Consider the following 21,989-nt stretch of genomic DNA (forward strand, 5'->3'; position numbering starts at 1 on the left):
CGACGTTGAGGTTTTGAAACATGCTACACATACGACAGCTTTTGACCATCTTTGAAGACATCGTCAATTGTACCGCCGCCAAGACATTCGTCGCCATCATAAAAAACAACCGCTTGTCCCGGGGTAACAGCACGAACAGGTTCATCAAAGATCACCATCGCTTCTTGCTCACCTGTCATTTTGACCTTCACATGGTGATCTTCTTGACGGTATCTGAATTTTGCTGTGCAAGTTAATTCACCGTTTTCTCCGACAATATGAGGACGAGTCCAGCTGATATTAACAGCTGAAATGCTTTCAGAGTATAAAAGTGGATTGTGGAAGCCTTGTTCAACAAACAAGATGTTTTTCTCCAAGTCTTTTCCAACGACAAACCAAGGATCACCGCTGCCGCCAATGCCAAGTCCTTGGCGCTGACCGATCGTGTAATACATCAGTCCATCGTGCTCCCCTTTTACTTCTCCGTCCATTGTCTGCATCACACCAGGCTGTGCAGGCAAATATTGACTGAGGAACGTTTTAAAGTTTCTTTCTCCAATAAAGCAGATACCTGTTGAATCTTTTTTCGCTGCTGTTGCGAGCTCTGCTTCTTTTGCCAATTCACGAACCCTTTTTTTCTCTAAATCACCGATTGGGAACATGACTTTATCAAGTTGTTCCTGTGTCAGCTGATTTAAGAAATACGTTTGGTCTTTGTTTGCATCAAGACCTCGCAGCATTTTGACTTCATCACCAGTTCGATCAACACGAGCATAGTGTCCTGTTGCCAAATAATCCGCACCAAGTGAAAGTGCATGCTCAAGGAATGCCTTGAACTTAATTTCTTTGTTACACATGACATCTGGGTTTGGCGTTCTGCCCGCTTTATATTCATCAAGGAAATATTGAAACACTTTGTCCCAATATTGCTTCTCGAAATTCACTGCATAATAAGGGATTCCAATTTGGTTACATACGCGGATGACATCCTCATAGTCTTCCGTTGCTGTGCAAACACCATTTTCATCGGTGTCATCCCAGTTTTTCATAAATATGCCGATGACATCATAGCCTTGCTCCTTTAACATAAGAGCGGCAACTGATGAATCGACTCCTCCGGACATACCGACCACAACTCTTGTATCTTCTGGTCTTTTTGTCATCTTCATCAACTCCAATTTCAATGAAACAACATGCGCGTTTCGTTCTTCAGGTGCTTCGCTGTTTCATTTTTCACACACGAACAAAAGGAAGCATTTATTTGGCTAGGCGTTTGACAACAGCCGCTATCTTATGTGCCGCCTGCTTCACATGATCCTCTTCATTCCCAAGACCGAAGCTTATTCTGACTGAGGATGTCAGCTCTTTTGCTTCTTCGCCATACATGGCGCTTAACACGTGCGAAGGAAGGACAGATCCAGCCGTACATGCCGATCCGCTTGAAACAGCAATTCCTTCCATATCTAAATTCACAAGCAGCGATTCAATGGAGACGCCCGGGAAATGAACATTTAAAATGTGCGGCAATGTCTCTTTCGGATGTCCATTGATAGAGAAATTGAGAGATTCCTCTTCGAATACTTGCAGCATGGTTTCTTTGAGCTTACCATAATGCATCGCTTTTTCTCTTCTATTTTGCTTCGTTAATTGAACAGCTTCTGCAAGCCCAACAATTCCTGCCACATTTTCAGTGCCGGCACGGCGCTTTCTTTCTTGTTCGCCTCCGAATATTTGCGGAGAAAGTTTCACGCCTTCGTTTACATATAAAAAACCTGTTCCCATCGGACCATTCAGCTTATGGCCAGAAGCAGATAAAAGATCAATATGGAGATCTGCTGCATCAATGGGCACTGTGCCAAACGCCTGCACTGCGTCTGTATGAAAATGAGCAGTGTGATCACGCAGAAGTTCGCCAATGGCTTTGATTGGCTGAATCACACCTGTTTCATTATTGCCGTACATGACGGTCACAAGAATCGTATCATCTCTCAATGCTTGTTTTAATTGATCAAGATGAATCAATCCTGTTTCGTCCACATCTAAATATGTCACTTCAAATCCTAGTTTTTCTAGGCGTTCACATGTATGCAGCACCGCATGATGCTCTGTTTTCACTGTGATGATATGTTTTCCTTCATGCTGTCTTGCCATGGCAACACCTGTAATTGCCAGGTTGTCCGCCTCGGTTCCACCGCTTGTGAGGATGATCTCCTGCGGTTTACAGTGTAATTCTCCTGCAATGACTTCTCTTGCTTCATCGAGCCACTTTCTTGCCTCGCGCCCATATGAATGAATACTAGAGGGATTGCCAAATATCTCTGTAAAGTACGGCATCATCTTGTCCACAATACGCTGATCCATCGGCGTTGTGGCCGCATGATCTAAATAGATTCGTTCCATTTCCGGTACACCTCTGATCTAAATATAGAACATATACGAGTCTTGATCCCCGTCATCTGTGTAGCTTGCCAAGTCTTCAAGAGTTGTATTGTCTAGTACGTCTTTTACTGCATCACGAATACGAATCCATAGTTCACGCTTTGCTGGTTCTTCGTTTTCGATGACTTCAACAGGACTAATGGGTCCTTCTAATACACGAATAATATCACCTGCTGTGATCTCGTTTGGTTCATGTGCAAGAACATAGCCGCCATACGCTCCGCGGATACTTTTTACAAGACGGGCATTGCGGAGTGGTGATACAAGCTGCTCTAAATAATGCTCAGACAAATCATTGTTTTGAGCGATTGATTTTAATGATGTAGGGCCTTCGCCATGTTTTTTGGCTAATTCGATCATGATCGTCAGACCATATCTGCCTTTAGTTGATATTTTCAAGTTAAACACCTCTGCGTTTTCTATTCTATGTCATCAATTATTTTTCTGATTTCATATACGCCGATATATAGACCAGAAGCAATTATATCATACTTTCAGCCAACTTTCATTTACGGGTTCTGAGCATGATAGAAGGACGAATCTCTTTTCTATTTGAAGAAATTTCGGTACTCTATACAAACAAGACATTGCTATAGGAGAGATAATTATGAAACCTTTAGCGTACCGGATGCGCCCAAGTCATATTGAAGACATTATTGGGCAGGAGCATCTTGTTGGAGAAGGTCAAATTATTAGGCGAATGGTCGAGGCAAAACATTTATCCTCGATGATTTTATACGGACCGCCAGGCATCGGCAAAACATCGATTGCAACCGCGATTGCTGGCAGTACAAGTATTGCTTTTCGAACGCTGAATGCGGTCATTCATAACAAAAAGGATATGGAAGCTGTTGCCGCTGAAGCGAAAATGAGCGGCCAGGTGATCCTTATTTTAGACGAAGTCCACCGGCTTGATAAAGGAAAGCAGGATTTTCTTCTTCCTTATTTAGAAAATGGCATGATCATTTTAATTGGGGCAACGACGGCTAATCCCTACCATGCGATCAATCCTGCCATTCGAAGCCGGACACAAATATTCGAGCTGAAGCCGCTTGAAACAGAGCAAATCAAAGCTGCGTTAACAAGAGCCTTACAGGATGAGCATCGAGGGCTTGGCGGCTATGAGGTGACAGTGGACGATGAAGCGATGAATCATTTTGCCAATGGATGCGGAGGAGACGTGCGTTCTGCTTTAAATGCACTCGAGCTCGCTGTCCTATCGACAAAAGCTGATGAGACAGGGCATATCACAATCACTCTTGCCGCAGCAGAAGAATGTTTACAAAAAAAGAGCTTCTCACATGACAAGAATGGTGATGCTCATTATGATGTCCTCTCGGCTTTTCAAAAATCCATTAGGGGATCTGATACAGATGCGGCGCTGCATTACCTTGCCAGACTGATCGAAGCAGGAGACCTTGAAAGCATTACAAGGAGATTACTCGTGATGGCTTACGAGGACATTGGCTTAGCCAGTCCGCAGGCAGGCCCCCGCGTGTTAAGCGCAGTACAAACAGCAGAAAGAATCGGTTTCCCAGAAGCACGAATTCCACTGGCGAACGCAGTGATTGAGCTGTGTCTTTCTCCTAAGTCTAATTCGGCATATAAGGCGATTGATGCGGCACTTGGTGACATTCGTACAGGGAAAATTGGAGAAGTTCCAGTTCATTTAAAAGATGCTCACTACAAAGGCGCCACAGCACTTGGAAGAGGCGTCGATTACTTATACCCGCATGATTACGAAAACGGCTGGGTGAAGCAGCAATATTTACCTGATCCGTTGAAAAACAAGCAATACTATGTACCGAAACAAACCGGAAAATTTGAAGGTGCATTGAAACAGGTCTATGAAAATTTAAAACGCCAGAAATAAGAAAAGCCCCCTGCATGTTATAGCAGGCGGGCTGTTTATTTATCCTTCACACGTGTAATTGGAATATCTTTTAAAAGCTTCATAATGACATGACCACCCATGATCAGTCCGGCAACAGACGGAACGAATGCATTGGATGATGGCGGCATTTGTGCCTTGCGAATCTTCGCTTCATCATTTCCAACTTCTTTTCTGACATCTTCACGAATAACAATCGGACTTTCATCAGAGAAAATGACTTCAATTCCTTTACGAATCCCTTCCTTACGCAGACGTGTTCTCACAACTTTTGCTATAGGATCGGTATGCGTTTTTGAAATATCATCAATTTTGAAGCGTGTCGGATCTGTTTTGTTCGCAGCTCCCATACTTGAAATGATGTTCACACCTCGTTTCAGACACTCTTTCATTAAATGAATTTTATAGTGAATGGTATCTGAGGCATCAATGACGTAATCAAGCGGATGCTCAAAAAATTGCTCGTATGTTTCCTCTGTATAAAACATCTTCAGCGCAACAACTTCACATTCTGGATTAATATCAGCGATTCTCGCCTGCATTAAGTCAACCTTTGGCTGGCCAACTGTTGATAGCAATGCTGGAAGCTGACGATTTACATTTGTAATATCAATATCATCTTTATCAACAAGAACAATACGGCCAACGCCTGAACGAGCGAGTGCCTCTACTGCGAATGAACCAACGCCGCCCACACCAAGCACTGCAACTGTACTGTTTTTTAGTATATTTAAGCCTTCCTTGCCAATGGCAAGCTCGTTTCTTGAAAACTGATGTAACAAGTGCCTCACTCCACCTTTATTTAAAATGAATCGAAAGAATCATATCATATTCAGACTTCTCCGTCATCCTTCTCTAAAAGAAAAAAACACAAAAAAGTCCCGATGACGCCGCCAGCATTTCCTTCGTTTTGAACCCCGCACCATGCAGGTGGGTGCTTTCTTCCTGACTTTATAAGTCCTCTAAAGAGGCATTTATGCAGAAAGGAAAGGCAAGCTCCCGTATAAAAAAATGTTCGGTCAAAACTAGGTAACCACCGTACGTATCAGGACTTTATTTATTATTGATGAAAGCATATCATAGGCATATTTCTTTTTCAAGCGTTTACATACCTATAAACATGCGCCTATTTTACTGTTTTACTTTTGTTTTAATCGCTAAACTCAGCTCATCAAGCTGCGCCTCGCTTACATGGCCAGGGGCATCTGTGAGAACGCAGCTCGCACTTGCCGTTTTTGGGAATGCAATCGTATCTCTTAAGTTAGAGCGGCCTGCAAGCAGCATCACTAAACGGTCAAGACCCAGCGCGATTCCGCCATGCGGAGGAACACCATGCTCAAACGCATCCAGCAGGAAGCCAAATTGTTCGTAAGCTTCTTCTTTTGAAAAACCAAGTAAGCCAAACATTTTTTCTTGAATGTCCTTTTCGAAAATACGAATAGAACCTCCGCCAAGCTCGTAGCCATTCAGCACAAGATCGTAAGCCTGTGCCTTCATGTCTTCCGGGCTTGTTTCAATTAATTCAAGATCATCGCGAACTGGCATTGTGAATGGATGATGGGCAGCATAGAAGCGGCCTTCTTCTTCATCTTTTTCAAGCAGCGGCCAATCGACAACCCATAAGAAATTGAATACAGACTCATCGATCAGTTCAAGCTCTTTACCAAGTTTTAAGCGAAGTGCACCAAGCGCATCATGGACAACAGACGTCTTATCTGCAACAAAAAGTAAAAGGTCGCCTTCTTCAACTTGCAGCTGTTCTTTTAATTCAGCTTGCTTTGCTTCATCAAAGAATTTAGCGATCGGACCTTTTAATTCAGTCCCTTCTGCTTTTAGCCAAGCTAGACCTTTTGCACCGTAGTTCGCTGCAAATGCACCAAGTGCATCAATGTCTTTTCTTGAGTAGTTCGCTGCAGCCCCTTTTACATTGATCGCTTTCACAGCTCCACCATTTTTCACAGCTCCGCTAAACACTTTGAAATCGGAGTCTTTTACCGTGTCTGAAATGTTCACTAGCTTCATCTCAAAGCGTGTATCCGGCTTATCAGATCCATAAGAATTCATCGCTTCATCGTATGTCATACGAGGTAATGGCAATGTAAGGTCTACACCTTTGACATCTTTCATCACCTTCGCCATCATCTCTTCAGCAAGCGTCATGATGTCCTCTTGACTCATAAAGGACATTTCAATATCGACTTGTGTAAATTCCGGCTGACGGTCAGCACGCAAGTCTTCATCTCTAAAACAGCGGGCAATTTGATAATAACGGTCCATTCCAGAAACCATCAGCAATTGTTTAAATAATTGCGGAGATTGAGGCAGTGCATAAAATTCTCCCTCGTGTACACGGCTTGGAACAAGATAGTCACGCGCACCTTCTGGGGTACTTTTCGTTAAAATTGGTGTTTCAATGTCTAGAAAGCCGTTGTCGTCCAAGAAATGGCGGAATGCTTTTGTAACTTCATGTCGCATTTTCATTGTTTCAAACATTGCAGGGCGGCGAAGATCCAGGTAACGATATTTTAAACGAACATCTTCTGATACCTCATCTGCTTGATCTGAAATCACAAAAGGAGGAGTCTTCGCTTCATTTAAAACGGTGACCGTTTCGACTTGAATTTCAATTTTGCCCGTTTTTAAATTTGGGTTGATCGTTGCTTCTTCTCTTGCAACAACCGTTCCTTTAATATCAAGGACATATTCATTACGAATTGATTCTGCTGTCTCAAGCGCCTCTTTTGATAGGTCTGGATTGAAGACAACTTGTACAATCCCTGTACGGTCGCGCAAATCAATAAAGATTAATCCGCCTAGGTCACGCCTTTTTTGAACCCATCCTTTTAATACAACTGACTGACCGATTTGGTCTTCTGTTACTTCTCCACAATAAAAAGTTCTACCAAACACAAACATTCCACTCCTTCTTTACGCTTTCTGGTGGGCCTTCAACATTTGAATCAGCTCATCAAGCTTCACTTCAATTTGTTCACCCGTTGTCGTATCTTTCACATTCACAATTTGCTGCGCAAGCTCATCTTCACCAAGAACTGCAATAAATTTGGCTTTTAATCGATCAGCCGCTTTAAATTGTCCTTTTAGTTTCTTCCCTGTATAGTCCATTTCACTTGAGATACCTTCTTTTCTCAGACGGTTTAATAATGAAACAGAATAATCCTTCGCTTCATCTCCGAGAGCAGCAATGTATAGATCAATACCATCTTGCAGAGGAAGCTCAATTCCTTCAGCATCGATCGCAGATAAGAAACGCTCAATACTCATCGCAAATCCGATACCTGGTGATTCAGGACCGCCAATTCCTTCAACGAGCCCATCATAACGGCCGCCGCCGGCTAATGTTGTAATCGCACCAAAGCCTTCTGCATTACTCATGATCTCAAATGCTGTGTGATTGTAGTAATCAAGACCGCGTACTAAATTTGGATCAACGACATACTCAATGCCTATATCCGATAAGTATTGTTTAACCTTTTCAAAATAAGTCCGCGATTCTTCATTTAAGAAATCTTGAATGGATGGAGCTGTTGCCATCAATTCATGATCACGATCCTTTTTACAATCAAGAATACGAAGCGGATTTTGATGTAAACGCGTTTGACAGTCGTGACAGAATTCCTCAATTCTTGGCTCAAAGTGCTCGACCAGTGCTTTGCGGTAGTCTGCACGGCTCTCTTTGTCACCAAGGCTGTTAATGACGAGCTTTAAGTTGGAAAGACCTGCTTTCTCATACACACTCATCGCAAGCGAAATGACCTCAGCATCAATGGCAGGATCTTTGGAACCAATCGCTTCTATCCCAAATTGATAAAATTGACGATATCTTCCTGTTTGCGGACGTTCATAGCGGAACATTGGTCCGATGTAATACAGCTTTGTTGGCTGAGCAGGCTGTGCAAACAATTTATTTTCAACATAAGAACGGACGGTTGAAGCTGTTCCCTCTGGACGAAGTGTGATGCTGCGTCCTTTTTTATCTTCAAATGTGTACATCTCTTTTTGAACGATATCAGTTGATTCGCCTACTCCCCGTGCAAACAGCTCTGTATGCTCAAAAATCGGTGTGCGGATTTCTTTGTATTGAAAGGCTGCACATGTATCTCTCGCAATTTGTTCAACATACTGCCAGCGTTCTGACTCTCCAGGTAAAATATCCTGTGTGCCTCTTGGAATATTAAAACTCATTTTTCGTCCTCCTACGACCATCATTCATTTTTTATGTGGACATATAAAAAACCCCCGCCTCTACTATGTGTATAGTAGGGACGAGAGTTATACCCGTGGTGCCACCCTAGTTGGAACATGATCCAGCCATGTTCCCGCTCAAATCCTTAACGCAGATTCACGTTCTCCGCCTATTGACTCATTTTTAGAGCGTTCAGCAGGAAACCTACAGAGTGTTCTTTCGTGATAAATGCCATGCGGATTCGCTTTCAGCCTAAGGCGATTCCTCTCTGCTCACGCAATTTACCCTACTATTCTCTATCATCAGTTCCACATTTTAAATTTTCAAGTGTGTTGATTTATATTATAATAAGGTCGGTGCTGCCACTCTGTCAACCCTTGCCGTGCCTCTTTTTCTTTTCCAGCTCTTCTTTTGACGTACATCCGTATTCAGATGCGGTCTCTTCAAGGAAGCCTGGCTGATCCATTTCGTCGTGCTGCCAGCGGTCGATATCACGATGTCCATTATATTGCACTCGTCCTAATTTTCTGCTTAATCTCATGTTTGTACATCCTTTTATATCACATTTTTATTTAGTATAAACAGATTGATTCATTTTTATTAGGGAAACTGCAAGGAATTCATCCACTACATAACGAATTAACATTCATCGGTTTTACAAGGGAGGGGAAAACACCGTTTTGAATCTGAAAAAACACAATCAAATGATGATGCTGCTTACTTGTTTTGTTCTCATCGCGAGTTCTTTGCCTATGACACATGCTACAGCACAAACAGATCAAGCTGTTGTCGCAACAGATGAAATCAATGTGAGAACGGGCCCTGGTTTAAGCTATGGAATTGCAGCTGTTGTAAAACGCGGCGAAAGCTATCCCATTCTCACTGAACAAGGAGAATGGGTGCAGATCCAATTATCAAACGGACAAAAAGGCTGGGTCGTCTCATGGCTGATTACCACATCATCCGGCGCTCAAAAATCCGCGAAGCCAAAGACGCAAGGTCAAAGCACGGCTGGAGGCAGTACAATTACATCAACAGCTTCCGACCTTCGCATCCGGACAGGCCCCGGGACTTCCTATCAAGTGATTGGTACTTTCCCGCAAGGTGCTACCGCTAAAAAGCTCGAGACAAGCGGCGAATGGACGAAAATTTCGTATAAACAAGCAGAAGGCTGGGTTCACTCTGATTATGTTTCAGGGGGGCAGAAAACTTCTCAATCAAGCTCCGGCGAGTCCTCTCGCTCTAACCAGACAGGCACAGTTGGCGTATCGAGCTTGAATGTAAGGCAATCGGCCGCACCAAATGCACAAGTCGTCGCTTCACTTGCCCGCAACACACAGATCACCATTTTGCGAGAGCAGAACGGCTGGTATGAAATTGAGGGGAAAGGCGTAAAAGGCTGGGTTGCAAGCTATTACATTGTCACAGGCAAAGGAGCAGGCTCTGCACCTGAAAAGAGTTCATCCTCTTCGACTTCTGAACAAAAAGCGTACATTGTCTATGATGGCACCAATATTCGAAAAAGCGCTTCTACCTCTGCTGGGATTGCAGAAAGAGCAACAAAAGGAGCTGCCTATCAAATCGTTCGGACGCAAGGTGACTGGTACGAGGTGACACTATCAAACGGCGGAACTGGCTATGTGGCGAGCTGGGTCGTTCAAACGAAGAAAAATAGCAGCGACGCGCCAAGACCTCAGCAGGATTCATCGTCTGGAACTGGTTCTTTAAAAGGGAAAACGATTGTTCTTGATCCTGGTCATGGCGGAAAAGACAGCGGCACAATCGGCGCAGATGGTGCTTTTGAAAAGAACATCACCATCAAAACCGCCAATTTACTGGCAGGCAAATTAAGGGCTTCTGGTGCAAATGTATATTTAACAAGAAGTGATGATACCTTTATCAGCCTTCAATCAAGGGTGGCAACATCTCATTACCGAAATGCAGATGCATTTATTAGTCTTCATTACGATAGTTTTATGGATCAAAGTGTTAGAGGAAGTACAGCGTATTATTATCAAGCAGCAAAAGATCAGCAATTAGCGTCAAGCGTTCATTCAGAAGTTGCAAAACGCTCTCAAATCCCTGATAAGGGTGTCAAATTCGGAGATTACTTTGTTTTAAGAGAAAACAAACGCCCTTCCCTTTTATATGAACTCGGGTATTTAAGCAATCCTCAGGAGGAAGCGATCATTTATAGCGCCTCTTACCAAGAACGAGTCACAGAAGGAATGACTGAAGGATTAAAACAATATTTCCGTTAAAAAGAAAGAGGCCGCTGCGCCTCTTTTTTGTTTATCCGCAAAAGAAAAAGACTCTAAACAAACTCCCGCACGAGTTCATCTACAGTCTAAAGAGAATCTATTCTTTGCTGTCCATCAAGATCGTGACTGGTCCTGAATTGGTCAATGTCACGTCCATCATCGCACCAAAACGGCCAGTTTCGACATGGATGCCTTTTTCTCTAAGGGTTTTATTGAAACATTCATAAAGCGAGTTGGCTGCATCCGGCTTGGCGGCTTTCATAAAATTCGGCCGTCTGCCCTTTCTCGTATCACCATATAGGGTAAATTGTGATACAGACAGAACGCTTCCTTTTATGTCCAATAATGAACGATTCATTTTCCCATTTTCATCTTCAAAAATACGTAAATGTGCAAGCTTTTCAGCTAAGTAAAGCACATCTTCTTCTGTATCTTCGTGTGTGACACCAACAAGCACCATATATCCTTCGTTGATGGCACCTGTGATCTCTTCTTCTACCTTCACAGATGCATTTGTCACACGCTGCACAACAAGCCTCATAGACGATATACTTCCTTTCTAATTCATGAATCGGCGAACAGAGTAAATGTCTTTGATTTGTTTAATGCGTTCGACCACTTTGTGCAAGTGATTAATATTTTGGATAAAGATCGCCATATGGATCGTCGCCACTTTGTTACGATCAGACTTCCCAGAAACAGAGGAGATGTTCGTTTTGGTTTCGTTGACTGCTTGTAGCACCTCATTGAGTAAGCCGCGTCTATCATATCCTAATATTTCAATTTCTACATTGTATTCTTTACGGTTTTGAGCAGGCTGCTCATGCTCCCACTCAACAGGAATTAACCGCTCCTGCGCTTCTCCTGTCTTCACGTTCGGACAGTCGTCGCGGTGAACAGATACACCTCGGCCCTTCGTAATAAAACCGACAATGCTATCGCCAGGAACAGGATTACAGCACTTAGATAAGCGGACAAGCAGGTTATCAATTCCTTTGACCCTTACGCCAGCTTCCCGTTTTTTCCCGTGATACGTCTTTGGCTCCACCGTCACTTCTTGAACGGTTTTCTCTTGCTCTTCTTGATCTCTTTGTTTTCTTTCTTTTTCCGTTAAACGATTGGCGACCTGCAGTGCAGTAATGCCGTTATATCCAACTGCTGCATACATGTCCTCTTCGTTTGAAAAATTAAATTTGTCAGCCACTTTTTGCAGGTTTTCAGCGGTCAAAATGTCTTTGACATCAAACTCAAGGTTTTTGATCTCTTTCTCCACGAGCTCTCGGCCTTTTTCGACATTTTCTTCACGGCGCTGTTTTTTGAAAAACTGTCTGATCTTGTGCTTCGCTTGGGAAGTTTGGGCAAGCTTGACCCAATCCTGACTTGGCCCGTAGCTGTGCTTTGATGTCAGAATTTCAATAATGTCACCTGTTTTTAGTTTGTGATCGAGCGTGACCATCTTGCCATTGACCTTGGCACCGATCGTTTTATTCCCAATTTCCGAGTGAATCCGGTAAGAGAAATCAATCGGAACTGAACCCGACGGCAGTTCAATGACATCTCCTTTTGGCGTAAACACAAACACCATATCAGAGAAAAGATCAATCTTTAACGACTCCATAAATTCTTCTGCATCTGTGGATTCGTTTTGAAATTCAAGAATTTCTCTAAACCAAGAGAGCTTCTTCTGGAAGACCGCTTCTTCCGTTGATTCTGCTGACTCTTTGCCTTCTTTGTATGCCCAGTGTGCCGCAATCCCGTATTCTGCGATTTCATGCATTTCCACTGTACGGATCTGAACTTCAAGCGGATCGCCTTTTGGTCCAATCACCGTTGTATGAAGAGACTGGTACATGTTCGGCTTTGGCATCGCGATATAATCCTTAAACCTGCCTGGCATCGGCTTCCAGCATGTATGGATAATCCCGAGCACAGCATAACAGTCTTTAATGCTGTCAACCAAAATACGAACGGCAAGCAGATCATAAATTTCATTAAACTGCTTATTTTGCAAGACCATTTTGCGATAAATACTATAGATATGTTTTGGTCTGCCGGAAAATTCAGCCTTGATGTTCACCTCAGACACGCGGTCTTTCACTTCATTGACAACCTCGTCCAAGTATTCCTCTCGTTCCGCTCGTTTGCGCTTCATCAGATTCACAATCCGGTAATATTGCTGCGGATTTAAATAGCGGAGTGCTGTATCTTCAAGCTCCCACTTAATCTTTGAAATCCCTAATCTGTGCGCAAGCGGTGCAAAGATTTCAAGTGTTTCATTTGAAATTCTCCGCTGCTTTTCCTGCGGAAGATGCTTGAGCGTTCTCATATTATGAAGACGGTCTGCCAGCTTAATCAAGATCACGCGGATATCCTGCGCCATTGCAACAAACATTTTTCGATGGTTTTCGGCCTGCTGTTCTTCTTGTGATTTATATTTAATCTTCCCGAGCTTTGTGACACCATCAACAAGCATTGCTACTTCCTCGTTAAAATGCTCTTTTAAATCCTGTAATGTCACATCTGTATCCTCAACTACATCGTGCAGGAAACCGCCTGCAATGGTTGATGGGTCCATTTCAAGATCAACAAGAATACCCGCCACTTGAATTGGATGGATAATATAGGGCTCACCAGATTTCCGGTATTGCTCCTTGTGTGCATTTTCAGCATATTCATATGCTCGCTCTATAAATTGAATATGTTCAGCGGACAGGTATTCTCTTGCCTTGTCAATGACCTGCTGCGCCGTTAAAACTTGTTCGTTCGCCATGGAATCACCTTTTTAAATGAAAACTGTATTGTAGTTTATTATCAAGAAAAATTCGATAGATGTAAAGAGAAGAAGTCCGCTAAAAGATTTTTGATAGGAAAAAAGCACCCTTCTTACTGAGTGCTTTTTACGAAAACTCCATTAGTATTGCATTAACGTCATGATGTCGTAGCCGTCAAGCTTCTTTCTGCCGTCCAGATACGTCAGTTCAATCAAAAATGCAATCCCTGCCACAACGCCGCCTAATTCCTCTACAAGCTTAATGGATGCTTCAATTGTTCCACCAGTCGCAAGTAAGTCATCAGTAATCAGGACACGCTGACCAGGACGAATCGCATCTTTATGAATCGTTAATACATCTTTACCATATTCCAAGCCGTAATCGACTTTAACGACTTCACGAGGAAGCTTTCCTTCTTTACGAACCGGTGCAAAACCTACACCAAGTGCGTATGCTACAGGGCAGCCAATAATGAATCCACGCGCTTCAGGTCCAACAATGAGATCAATGTCTCTTTCCTTCGCGTAATCAACGATTTGATCCGTTGCATAACGGTACACTTCGCCTTTATCCATTAACGTTGTAATATCTTTAAATTGTACACCTTCCTTTGGGTAGTCAGGTACAACTGTCACATATTGTTTTAAATCCATCTTTTCCTTTTCCTCCTCGTACGTCAAAGCACAGGTGAGACTTCGCTCATCATGCTATTCAGCCATTCCTTCAGCTCTTTAGCTGAGGAATATGTTAGTGTTTGATCGAGTTCCATCAATCGTTGTTTTGCTGTATAGGATGCTGATGCCGTTAAATCTTTTTTAGGGGCATCAAGTACTATTGACAGCACACCATTCTCTATTTTAACAAAACCGAGTTCAAAAAACACCTTTGTCATAAAAATGATTGTATCTTTTGTCCAGCCTCTATGTTTGGCAAGGTCCATTCCTTGTTCTTTGATAGGAAAACTTCCCCGTTTAAACAAGAACCCATAAAACCATTTGAATTGGTCACGGCTTGGGAAAGAGGACATAAAATGATCTTCTTTTCTTTGAAAAACCGTATAAATTCTGGCAGGCTTTTGATTTTCTAAAAGCTGCTTCAGCAATTGCTCATCTGCGGGAACATCCGCAAAGACCACATATTTGCCCTGTACATCAAACGTTGATACATTTTCTGCATGAACATGATGAATGGGGATATCGACGTCCTGTTTTGTTGCTTCATCAAAACAGACAACCAAAGATTTTTCTGAATCAAGCGTCGAAACTTTCTTCTCCCAATCCTTTTTCCCGCGCAGATCAAACAGCTGCCATTCATCAACTCGTGCATCTTTTAGCATCAGCTGGGGCTTCTTCCGGTTATTCCATTCATTGACGGACATTTCTCCAATCACGGAAATGCGGCTTCCTGGAACAATTTCTTCTTTTAATTTCCCTTGGTGAAAACCGACACAGTCAAGCAGCTTGTCTTCGTCTTTCAGAGACATTTTAATATGGTTGTGATTTGCCCCAATCGTTCGGATATCTTCAAGCTTCGCATCTTCAATCATAATGAACGGTTTTGGGTTTGACATACCGAATGGTGACAGCATCCCCGCTTCCTCAATCGCTTCAACCGTCAATTCGTCTACCTTGCATACTGCATCGACCCGCTGTATTGGAATAAAATCTTCTTCCGTCAATGTTTCATTTGCATATTGATTTAATCTTTCCCTTAGTAAAGCGACATCATCCGCTCGAAGTGTCATCCCTGCTGCCATCGGGTGCCCCCCGAAATGCGGCAGGATGTCGCGGCATTTGCTTAGATGGAAAAACAGATCGAAGCCAGGAATACTCCGGGCTGATCCTTTTGCCATTTGCGTCTCTTCATCTATTCCAAGCACAATCGCCGGACGAGAAAAAGTATCCGTCAATTTAGAGGCAACAATTCCGACAACGCCCGGATTCCAGCCAGCTTTCGCTACAACGATCGCAGACTGGTCATCACCTGTCTCTTCCACCATTTGAATGGCTTCTTCTGTGATCGTACTGACAATCTTTTGACGTTCTTTATTCAGTTCCTGTACAAAACGAGCGAGCTCTTCTGCTTCATCCTTATCCTCAGTCATCAGAAGATGAACGGCAGGATCTGCCTGTTCAATTCGTCCTACAGCATTCAGCCTTGGCGCAATTTGAAAGCCGACCGTTTCCTCATTGGCTTCTTCTAGAGTGGCTCCCGCTTCTTTCAATAACGCTTTCAGCCCCGGTCTATTCGACTGCCGAAGCTGTACAAGGCCTTTTTTGGCGAGCCACCTATTCTCATCATGAAGCGGTACAAGATCCGCGATTGTCCCGATTGCTGCAAGATCTAACAGCTGTACTGGCAGCTTCCCAAGCAGTGCATGCGCCACTTTAAACGCTACGCCTACACCAGCAAGTTCTTTAAAGGGATACTCACAGCCAGGCTGCTTAGGATGGACAATGGCAAGTGCCTCAGGCAGCTCCTCACTTGGTTCATGGTGATCTGTAATGATCAGGTCTAACCCTATTTCTTTTGCAATACGTGCTTCATTTACAGCAGCAATGCCTGTATCGACCGTGATGACAAGCGATGCTCCTTGCTCCTTGATATATCGAAATGCCTGTTCATTAGGCCCATAGCCTTCTTTAAATCGATCTGGAATATAAAAGTCTACTATCGCAGACCGCTCTTTTAATGTATGTAAAAGTACAGACGTACTTGTCACACCATCTGCATCATAGTCTCCGAAGATCACAATCGATTCCTGCTCTTCGATCGCTTTGTTGATGCGCTCTACTGCTTCTTTCATTCCTTTTAATAGAAATGGATCATGAAATTCGGCTTTTTGATCAAATAAAAAAGACCTCGCCTCTTCTACTTCTTCAATTCCTCTTTTTACGAGAAGCGATGCAGTCAGCGCTGAAATATTCAGATTTTCAGAGAGTGATTTCACTTTTTCTTCGCTTGGATGTTCATATTCCCAGCGCATTTTGGATAATAACATAAATTCACCCCTCAACCACACTATTATACTAGAGTGGCCTGAGGGGTTTCAATTTTTATTTTATGAAATTGTGCTGGAAGATTATTTTTCCTTCCGGTCAAATGATGCTGGCTGTTCTTTTAAAGGCGTGACATGAGATTTCTTTTGAAGATCTCTGTCTGCCTTTTTCGTCGCCGCAGCAGGTGCAGCGGCTGCACGCTCAGCTTTTAATGCTTTTAGTTCACGTTTCAGTTTCACAATTTGGAAGATCCCTGCAAATGCCACAATCAGCCCGCCCATTAAAACTGAACCGATAATGACAAGGATCAGCGGCCATTCAGCCGTTCCAAATAAGTAGTGTACCTCGACAGGCCGTACATTAATCACGGCAAATACTGAGACAATTAATACGAAAATAAATGCGAGTATGATGGTCCATTGTTGTTTGTTCATCTACATATCCCCCAAGCTTTTTCTTTTATTCTTCCCTTTTCGCTGCCTTTTTTAAACACCGAAAGAAAGCAGTGGAAGAAAACCTATCAGCATGGGCATCATCAGCTGCTGAGTTTTTCTTTAATCAGATTCTTTAATTCTTTTCTTTCTCCAGAAATGACAAGGGTATCCCCTTCTTCGATGATGGTATCTGGTCCTGGATTTAAAATCTTCTCATGTGATTTTCTCACAATGGCGATGACTGTTACTTGATAGTTTTGGCGAACATTGAGGTCACCGATGCTTCTTTGAACAGCTGGTGCATTCTTTTCAATTTTAAACCATTCAATCACCAGTTCATCAATGGCTACCTCTACGGTTTCAAGCGCTTTCGGCTTATAGACCATGCCGCCTAAAATAGCCGCAATTTGTCTTGCTTCTTCATCGTTTAGCAGGATGCCAGAAATCGTTTCTTCATGGTCGTCCTCCTGAAAATGATACATTTCTCTTCTGCCGTCATCATGTGTAATGATGGCAAGCTTCTCATTATTTCTTGTGATCATTTCGGCTTTATGACCGATACCTGGCAGTTCAGTTTCCCGAACCTTCATAACAGCCCCTCCAATGAATAAAGCCAAATGCCTAAACAGACACTTGCTTTCTATACTGGTCTAAACGTAAGTCATTATAGCAAAAGACCATTTTAAGATCAATGAAACCCGAAATGTTTTTTCGAATCATCTTATTTTCAGAAAAATCGATAGAAAAAGACTGCCGAAAAAGGCAGTCTTTCTAGATTAAATATCTTGATCTGTATCAATCTTAGCTGGTTTTTTCAGCTCACGGCCTTTCCACATCAGCCAAATTTGTGCCGCGATATAAAGGGATGAGTACACCCCTGTTAATAAGCCGACAAGTAAGGCGATGGAGAAGTTTGTAATCGACGCTGATCCGAAGATAAGCAGTGCGACAACAACGACAAGTACAGTCAGCACCGTGTTGACAGATCGCGTAAAGGTTTGCTGTAAGCTTAAGTTCACAATGTACGATAGATCTTCAATGGTTTTCGGTTTACGTTTCTTCATTTGCTCACGAACCCTGTCGAAGGTAACGATCGTGTCGTTGATCGAGTACCCAATGACCGTGAGGATCGCGGCAATGAAGGTGACATCCACCTCTAAGCGCGTGATACTAAAGAAGGCGACAATAAAGAATGCATCGTACAGCAGTGAGATAATCGCCGCAATCGCCATCTTATACTCAAAACGGACGGATACATATAAAATGATCCCAATGGAAGCAATGATGACGGCATATAGCGCATTACGGGCAAGTTCTTTTCCGACAGTCGGTGATACTGTACTTACATTCGGCTCAGTGCCGTATTTATCTTTGAAGTAATCCTTCACTTCAGCGATTTTTTCTTTGTTCGGCACCCCGACAAATCGAGCAGCTGCCTGATTTTCTTTTTGCCCCGACAGCACAACACTGTCTGCTTCAAGACCAAGCTTTTTAAAGTCTTGCTCTACTTGTGCAGTTGTCAGCTTGTGATCGCTTTGAACATCAATTCTCGTTCCACTAGCAAAGTCAATACCAGCATTGAGCTTGAAGATCGAAAGGACGATGATTCCCGCAATAGTAACAGCTATGGAGAAAATCATAAAGCCTTTACGTTTGCTGACGAAATCCCATTTATCAAATGGCGTTTTCGGTTCGGTATTTTCTGTTGTTTCGTGGATACTCATGATGTCTTTTTTGCGGACACCAAACCAGCCTTTTTTGCGGTCGAGCGCACGGCTTTCTACAAGCAGTCCAAGAAGGAATCTTGATAGGAATACAGCCGTGATAAAGCTTGTTAAAATCGAGAGGATGAGCATTGTTGCAAATCCTTTTACAGAGCTTGTCCCGAAGAAGAACAGCACTCCGCCGGCAATAATACTTGTTAAGTTTGCATCAAAGATGGTCGCAAATGATCTGCGGTTCCCTGATCTGAAAGCAGAACGGACAGATTTGCCGAGCTTCAGCTCTTCTTTGATCCGTTCATAAGTAATAATGTTGGCATCAACAGCCATCCCTACCCCTAGAATAAGTGCGGCAATTCCAGGCAGTGTCATGACCGCGCCCATCCAGTCAAACACTTGCAGCGTAATGTAGATATAGGCTGATAGTGTGATGACAGCTATAAGACCAGGTAATCGGTAATAAAGCAGCATGAATAAGAAGATAAATGCGATTCCTACTATTCCTGCGAACACTGTTTCGTTCAGTGCTTGTTCACCAAACTGTGCACTCACAGATGTGGAATATTTTTCTGTTAATTTTACTGGCAATGCCCCGGCATTTAAAATACTTGCGAGGTCTTTTGCCTCTTGGACAGTAAATTTCCCTTCAATTTGTACGTCACTGCTGTTAATCTCTTGATTCACATTTGGTGCAGATACATACTTGTGGTTTGATTTTGAGACTTCTTTTTTGAAGGAATCTCCTTTGTGATAATCAAGCCAAATGACAAGCTGGTTATTCGGCGCCATCGCTGCTACTTTTCTTGTGACGTCACCAAATTTTTTCGCATCCTTTAGTTTAACCGTCACAATTGGCTCATTCGTTTGACTGAATGTTTGTTTTGCACTGTTTTCGACTAGGTCAGCCCCGTTAAGAAGTTCTTTATCATTCGTATCTCTGAAGGATAGCTGTGCTTCAGTGGAAAGAATCTCCCTAGCTCTGTTTTGATCTTTTACCCCTGCTAGTTGCACACGGATACGATTATTGCCTTCAATCGAGATGTTCGGCTCACTTACACCTAGCACATTGGCTCTTCGGTTTAAAGCCTCCACTGTACTAACGAGAACACTATTTGTGATCTTGTCCTCTTTTTTCACTGGATGTACATCATACAGGACTTCAAATCCACCCTGTAAATCCAGCCCTAGCGTCATATCTTTCGCAACAGGCTTTGTCAGTAAGCCCACGCCAGTTCCGATTAACAGAACCACTAAGAAAAACGCAAGAATGCGCCCTTTTTTCATTATGTATTTCCTCCTTAAACACCTGAATCCATTAAGATGGCTTATTTCAACAGTTCATCAAGCATATTCTTGCCATCTTCACTGTCCAAAAAAGCAGACGTTTTAAACGACTGAACGGTTGCATAGTTCATAAATTCGCCTATTTTCACAGATAAAATATCTGCAACCATTTCATGAATCGGATACTCTTGTTTTTTCTTCCACTTCTTATTCTCTAAGTATGACCATAATTCCTCTAAATCTACATCTTTATAGCCCAAAACGATGAATTCTTCAAGCTTACTGAACAGAAAAGGCTTTAAATGGTCTTTGTATATAGCAGCTGGGTGTTGTGTCATTGCGTAGCTCCCCCTTTTCAGTTTTTTATCGAGAGACTTGTCATGCTTGGACGATATACACGCATATCTTATTGTATATGATTCTATGTCGTTTGAGAAGGCAGGTGATCTGTGATTTGACGAAGCAAACGTTTTTAAAGGGGACCATTATTTTAATTTTAGCAGGTTTTATCACGAGAATATTGGGTTTTGTCAATCGAATTGTCATTGCGAGGTTCATTGGCGAAGAAGGGGTCGGGCTTTATATGATGGCTGCACCTACCTTTTTTCTCGCCGTGACGCTCACACAATTCGGACTGCCTGTCGCCATTAGTAAGCTTGTCGCAGAAGCAGAAGCCCGGGGTGACAAACAGAAAACAAAACGTATTCTGGTCATGTCCCTTGCGATAACAGGAACACTCAGCCTGATATTCACGCCGCTCTTTTTATGGTTTGCGCCCATCATGGCAGAAAATATGCTGACTGATCCTAGAACGGTCTATCCACTGCTTGCCATTACACCCGTCGTACCAGTCATCGCCATTTCCAGTGTGTTAAGAGGCTATTTCCAGGGCAGACAGCAGATGAGCCCGCTTGCGATGTCTCAAGTTCTAGAGCAGGTCGCAAGAATTTCACTAGTGGCAGTATGTACAACGGCTTTCCTTCCTTACGGGATTGAATATGCGGCAGCAGGTGCGATGATTTCATCTGTGATTGGAGAGATGATTTCACTTGCTTACTTACTGATCGCCTTCCGCTATAAAAAGACGATTCGTATTCGAAAACGATTTTTTAAGGCGATTCATGACGGGAAGGACACGTTTAAACAGCTGATGAGCATTGCCCTGCCAACAACAGGCAGCCGTTTTATCGGGAATATTTCGTGGTTTTTAGAGCCGATTGTTGTCGCGCAAAGTCTTGCCATTGCTGGTTATGCAGCTGTAGAGGCGACAAGGCAGTACGGGGAGTTGACTGGTCTTGCCCTGACCCTTTTGACACTGCCTAGTTTTATTACGTATTCACTCTCCACTGCATTAGTTCCGGCGATCAGTGAAGGAATGGAGCAGAACAAACGTAAAACGGTCGAATACCGGCTGAAGCAGGCGATGCGCCTTTGTTTACTCAGCGGAGGCATTTCATGTATTATTCTTTTCGTTTACGCAGAAGATTTAACACTCTTTATGTATGGTTCATCGCACGCGGCCATTTATGTGAAATTCATGGCGCCATTTTTCCTTCTTTATTATTTTCAAGGGCCCCTTCAAGCCGTGCTTCAAGCACTCAATTTAGCTGGTGCGGCGATGACCAACAGCCTGATAGGTGCAATTGTGAAAACAGGGATGATTTTTGTCCTTGCTTCCCAGCCTGGCTTTGGCATTATGGGCGCAGCACTTGCGATCTTAATCGGCATCATCCTTGTCACGCTGCTCCATGCGGCAACTGTCGGAAAGGTGCTGCCTATTCATTTACCATTAAAGGAATATGGACTATGCGTCCTTGTGATTATCGGTACAGGGGCTGTCAGCCTTTGGCTGAAATCTCAAGTAGACGGACTCTTTTCTGCTCCTATTGAACTTGTGACACTCATTTTTGTTACGTGCACGCTCTATGTCATTCTATTAATCTGCCTAGGGCTAGTGAAACGAGAAGAGCTGCGCCGCATCCCGTTCATTGGGAAGCTGTTTTAGC

General features: G+C 43.1%; 18 protein-coding genes, 1 other RNA gene and 1 other annotated feature. Of the genes, 3 read left to right on the top strand and 16 right to left on the bottom strand.

The features are described from left to right. Positions 1 to 23: 23 nt before the first annotated feature. The 3 genes from mnmA to MHB66_RS12580 form a co-directional block, all read right to left on the bottom strand. Positions 24 to 1,142, bottom strand: a complete 1,119-nt coding sequence (gene mnmA / locus MHB66_RS12570) for a tRNA 2-thiouridine(34) synthase MnmA (RefSeq protein WP_024423123.1) — start codon at positions 1,140 to 1,142, stop codon at positions 24 to 26. A gap of 94 nt (positions 1,143 to 1,236) precedes the next feature. Then, positions 1,237 to 2,379, bottom strand: a complete 1,143-nt coding sequence (locus MHB66_RS12575; protein WP_046311904.1) for a cysteine desulfurase family protein — start codon at positions 2,377 to 2,379, stop codon at positions 1,237 to 1,239. Positions 2,380 to 2,397: 18 nt separating this feature from the next. Continuing rightward, positions 2,398 to 2,817 carry an Rrf2 family transcriptional regulator gene (locus MHB66_RS12580; protein WP_024423125.1) on the bottom strand — a complete coding sequence of 140 codons (420 nt, stop codon included), beginning with the start codon at positions 2,815 to 2,817 and terminating at the stop codon, positions 2,398 to 2,400. Between the two features lie 208 nt (positions 2,818 to 3,025). Between MHB66_RS12580 and MHB66_RS12585 the strand changes: the two genes are divergently transcribed. Continuing rightward, positions 3,026 to 4,291, top strand: a complete 1,266-nt coding sequence (locus MHB66_RS12585) for a replication-associated recombination protein A (protein WP_025092426.1) — start codon at positions 3,026 to 3,028, stop codon at positions 4,289 to 4,291. Positions 4,292 to 4,326: 35 nt separating this feature from the next. Here MHB66_RS12585 and MHB66_RS12590 read toward each other — a convergent pair whose 3' ends face one another. The 5 genes from MHB66_RS12590 to MHB66_RS12610 form a co-directional block, all read right to left on the bottom strand. Next, positions 4,327 to 5,091 (bottom strand): tRNA threonylcarbamoyladenosine dehydratase, encoded by a 765-nt coding sequence (locus MHB66_RS12590; protein WP_046311906.1) that lies wholly within the window; start codon positions 5,089 to 5,091, stop codon positions 4,327 to 4,329. 92 nt (positions 5,092 to 5,183) lie between these two features. Then, a non-coding RNA gene (gene ssrS, locus MHB66_RS12595) (6S RNA) lies at positions 5,184 to 5,364 on the bottom strand. 76 nt (positions 5,365 to 5,440) lie between these two features. Further along, positions 5,441 to 7,219, bottom strand: coding sequence for an aspartate--tRNA ligase (gene aspS / locus MHB66_RS12600; RefSeq protein ID WP_024423128.1), 1,779 nt, complete (start codon positions 7,217 to 7,219; stop codon positions 5,441 to 5,443). Positions 7,220 to 7,237: 18 nt separating this feature from the next. Continuing rightward, positions 7,238 to 8,512, bottom strand: a complete 1,275-nt coding sequence (gene hisS, locus MHB66_RS12605) for a histidine--tRNA ligase (RefSeq protein WP_046311910.1) — start codon at positions 8,510 to 8,512, stop codon at positions 7,238 to 7,240. Between the two features lie 73 nt (positions 8,513 to 8,585). Further along, positions 8,586 to 8,825, bottom strand: a binding site (T-box leader). A 58-nt stretch (positions 8,826 to 8,883) separates the two neighbouring features. Beyond that, a complete protein-coding gene (locus MHB66_RS12610; protein ID WP_003216250.1) occupies positions 8,884 to 9,054 on the bottom strand; it encodes a YrzK family protein in 171 nt (56 codons plus the stop codon). Between the two features lie 139 nt (positions 9,055 to 9,193). Between MHB66_RS12610 and MHB66_RS12615 the strand changes: the two genes are divergently transcribed. Next, positions 9,194 to 10,774: an SH3 domain-containing protein gene (locus MHB66_RS12615; RefSeq protein ID WP_046311912.1), complete on the top strand. Its 1,581-nt coding sequence runs from the start codon at positions 9,194 to 9,196 to the stop codon at positions 10,772 to 10,774. 97 nt (positions 10,775 to 10,871) lie between these two features. Here MHB66_RS12615 and dtd read toward each other — a convergent pair whose 3' ends face one another. The 8 genes from dtd to MHB66_RS12655 form a co-directional block, all read right to left on the bottom strand. Next, a complete protein-coding gene (dtd, locus tag MHB66_RS12620; protein ID WP_034279904.1) occupies positions 10,872 to 11,315 on the bottom strand; it encodes a D-aminoacyl-tRNA deacylase in 444 nt (147 codons plus the stop codon). An 18-nt stretch (positions 11,316 to 11,333) separates the two neighbouring features. Next, positions 11,334 to 13,544, bottom strand: a complete 2,211-nt coding sequence (locus MHB66_RS12625) for a bifunctional (p)ppGpp synthetase/guanosine-3',5'-bis(diphosphate) 3'-pyrophosphohydrolase (RefSeq protein WP_034279902.1) — start codon at positions 13,542 to 13,544, stop codon at positions 11,334 to 11,336. 141 nt (positions 13,545 to 13,685) lie between these two features. After that, positions 13,686 to 14,198 (bottom strand): adenine phosphoribosyltransferase, encoded by a 513-nt coding sequence (locus MHB66_RS12630; protein ID WP_034279900.1) that lies wholly within the window; start codon positions 14,196 to 14,198, stop codon positions 13,686 to 13,688. Between the two features lie 23 nt (positions 14,199 to 14,221). Then, the gene (gene recJ / locus MHB66_RS12635) at positions 14,222 to 16,546 is read right to left on the bottom strand and encodes a single-stranded-DNA-specific exonuclease RecJ (protein ID WP_046311915.1); all 2,325 of its coding nucleotides are present in this window, start codon (positions 16,544 to 16,546) and stop codon (positions 14,222 to 14,224) included. 81 nt (positions 16,547 to 16,627) lie between these two features. Beyond that, the gene (locus MHB66_RS12640) at positions 16,628 to 16,978 is read right to left on the bottom strand and encodes a lipopolysaccharide assembly protein LapA domain-containing protein (protein ID WP_034279896.1); all 351 of its coding nucleotides are present in this window, start codon (positions 16,976 to 16,978) and stop codon (positions 16,628 to 16,630) included. A 101-nt stretch (positions 16,979 to 17,079) separates the two neighbouring features. Further along, positions 17,080 to 17,568, bottom strand: a complete 489-nt coding sequence (locus MHB66_RS12645; protein ID WP_041115109.1) for a cation:proton antiporter regulatory subunit — start codon at positions 17,566 to 17,568, stop codon at positions 17,080 to 17,082. Positions 17,569 to 17,754: 186 nt separating this feature from the next. Further along, entirely contained in the window at positions 17,755 to 19,983 is a 2,229-nt protein-coding gene (gene secDF / locus MHB66_RS12650; protein ID WP_034279892.1) for a protein translocase subunit SecDF, read from the bottom strand. 41 nt (positions 19,984 to 20,024) lie between these two features. Further along, on the bottom strand, positions 20,025 to 20,321 hold the full coding sequence (locus MHB66_RS12655; protein ID WP_003216788.1) for a post-transcriptional regulator: 297 nt from the start codon (positions 20,319 to 20,321) through the stop codon (positions 20,025 to 20,027). Positions 20,322 to 20,437: 116 nt separating this feature from the next. Between MHB66_RS12655 and spoVB the strand changes: the two genes are divergently transcribed. Beyond that, a complete protein-coding gene (spoVB, locus tag MHB66_RS12660) occupies positions 20,438 to 21,988 on the top strand; it encodes a stage V sporulation protein B (RefSeq protein WP_046311918.1) in 1,551 nt (516 codons plus the stop codon). Position 21,989: the final 1 nt, after the last annotated feature.

Origin of the sequence: Bacillus sp. FSL L8-0167 (genome assembly GCF_038630295.1) — a bacterium.
In the GTDB taxonomy this organism is placed as follows: Bacteria; Bacillota; Bacilli; order Bacillales; family Bacillaceae; genus Bacillus; species Bacillus safensis.

What these genes read in the sequence shown, in the direction of transcription:
- mnmA (WP_024423123.1), bottom strand. Translation starts at nt 1,142, where the DNA reads ATGACAAAAAGACCAGAAGATACAAGAGTTGTGGTCGGTATGTCCGGA.
- MHB66_RS12575 (WP_046311904.1), bottom strand. Translation starts at nt 2,379, where the DNA reads ATGGAACGAATCTATTTAGATCATGCGGCCACAACGCCGATGGATCAG.
- MHB66_RS12585 (WP_025092426.1), top strand. Translation starts at nt 3,026, where the DNA reads ATGAAACCTTTAGCGTACCGGATGCGCCCAAGTCATATTGAAGACATT.
- hisS (WP_046311910.1), bottom strand. Translation starts at nt 8,512, where the DNA reads ATGAGTTTTAATATTCCAAGAGGCACACAGGATATTTTACCTGGAGAG.
- MHB66_RS12610 (WP_003216250.1), bottom strand. Translation starts at nt 9,054, where the DNA reads ATGAGATTAAGCAGAAAATTAGGACGAGTGCAATATAATGGACATCGT.
- dtd (WP_034279904.1), bottom strand. Translation starts at nt 11,315, where the DNA reads ATGAGGCTTGTTGTGCAGCGTGTGACAAATGCATCTGTGAAGGTAGAA.
- MHB66_RS12625 (WP_034279902.1), bottom strand. Translation starts at nt 13,544, where the DNA reads ATGGCGAACGAACAAGTTTTAACGGCGCAGCAGGTCATTGACAAGGCA.
- MHB66_RS12630 (WP_034279900.1), bottom strand. Translation starts at nt 14,198, where the DNA reads ATGGATTTAAAACAATATGTGACAGTTGTACCTGACTACCCAAAGGAA.
- recJ (WP_046311915.1), bottom strand. Translation starts at nt 16,546, where the DNA reads ATGTTATTATCCAAAATGCGCTGGGAATATGAACATCCAAGCGAAGAA.
- MHB66_RS12640 (WP_034279896.1), bottom strand. Translation starts at nt 16,978, where the DNA reads ATGAACAAACAACAATGGACCATCATACTCGCATTTATTTTCGTATTA.
- MHB66_RS12645 (WP_041115109.1), bottom strand. Translation starts at nt 17,568, where the DNA reads ATGAAGGTTCGGGAAACTGAACTGCCAGGTATCGGTCATAAAGCCGAA.
- secDF (WP_034279892.1), bottom strand. Translation starts at nt 19,983, where the DNA reads ATGAAAAAAGGGCGCATTCTTGCGTTTTTCTTAGTGGTTCTGTTAATC.
- MHB66_RS12655 (WP_003216788.1), bottom strand. Translation starts at nt 20,321, where the DNA reads ATGACACAACACCCAGCTGCTATATACAAAGACCATTTAAAGCCTTTT.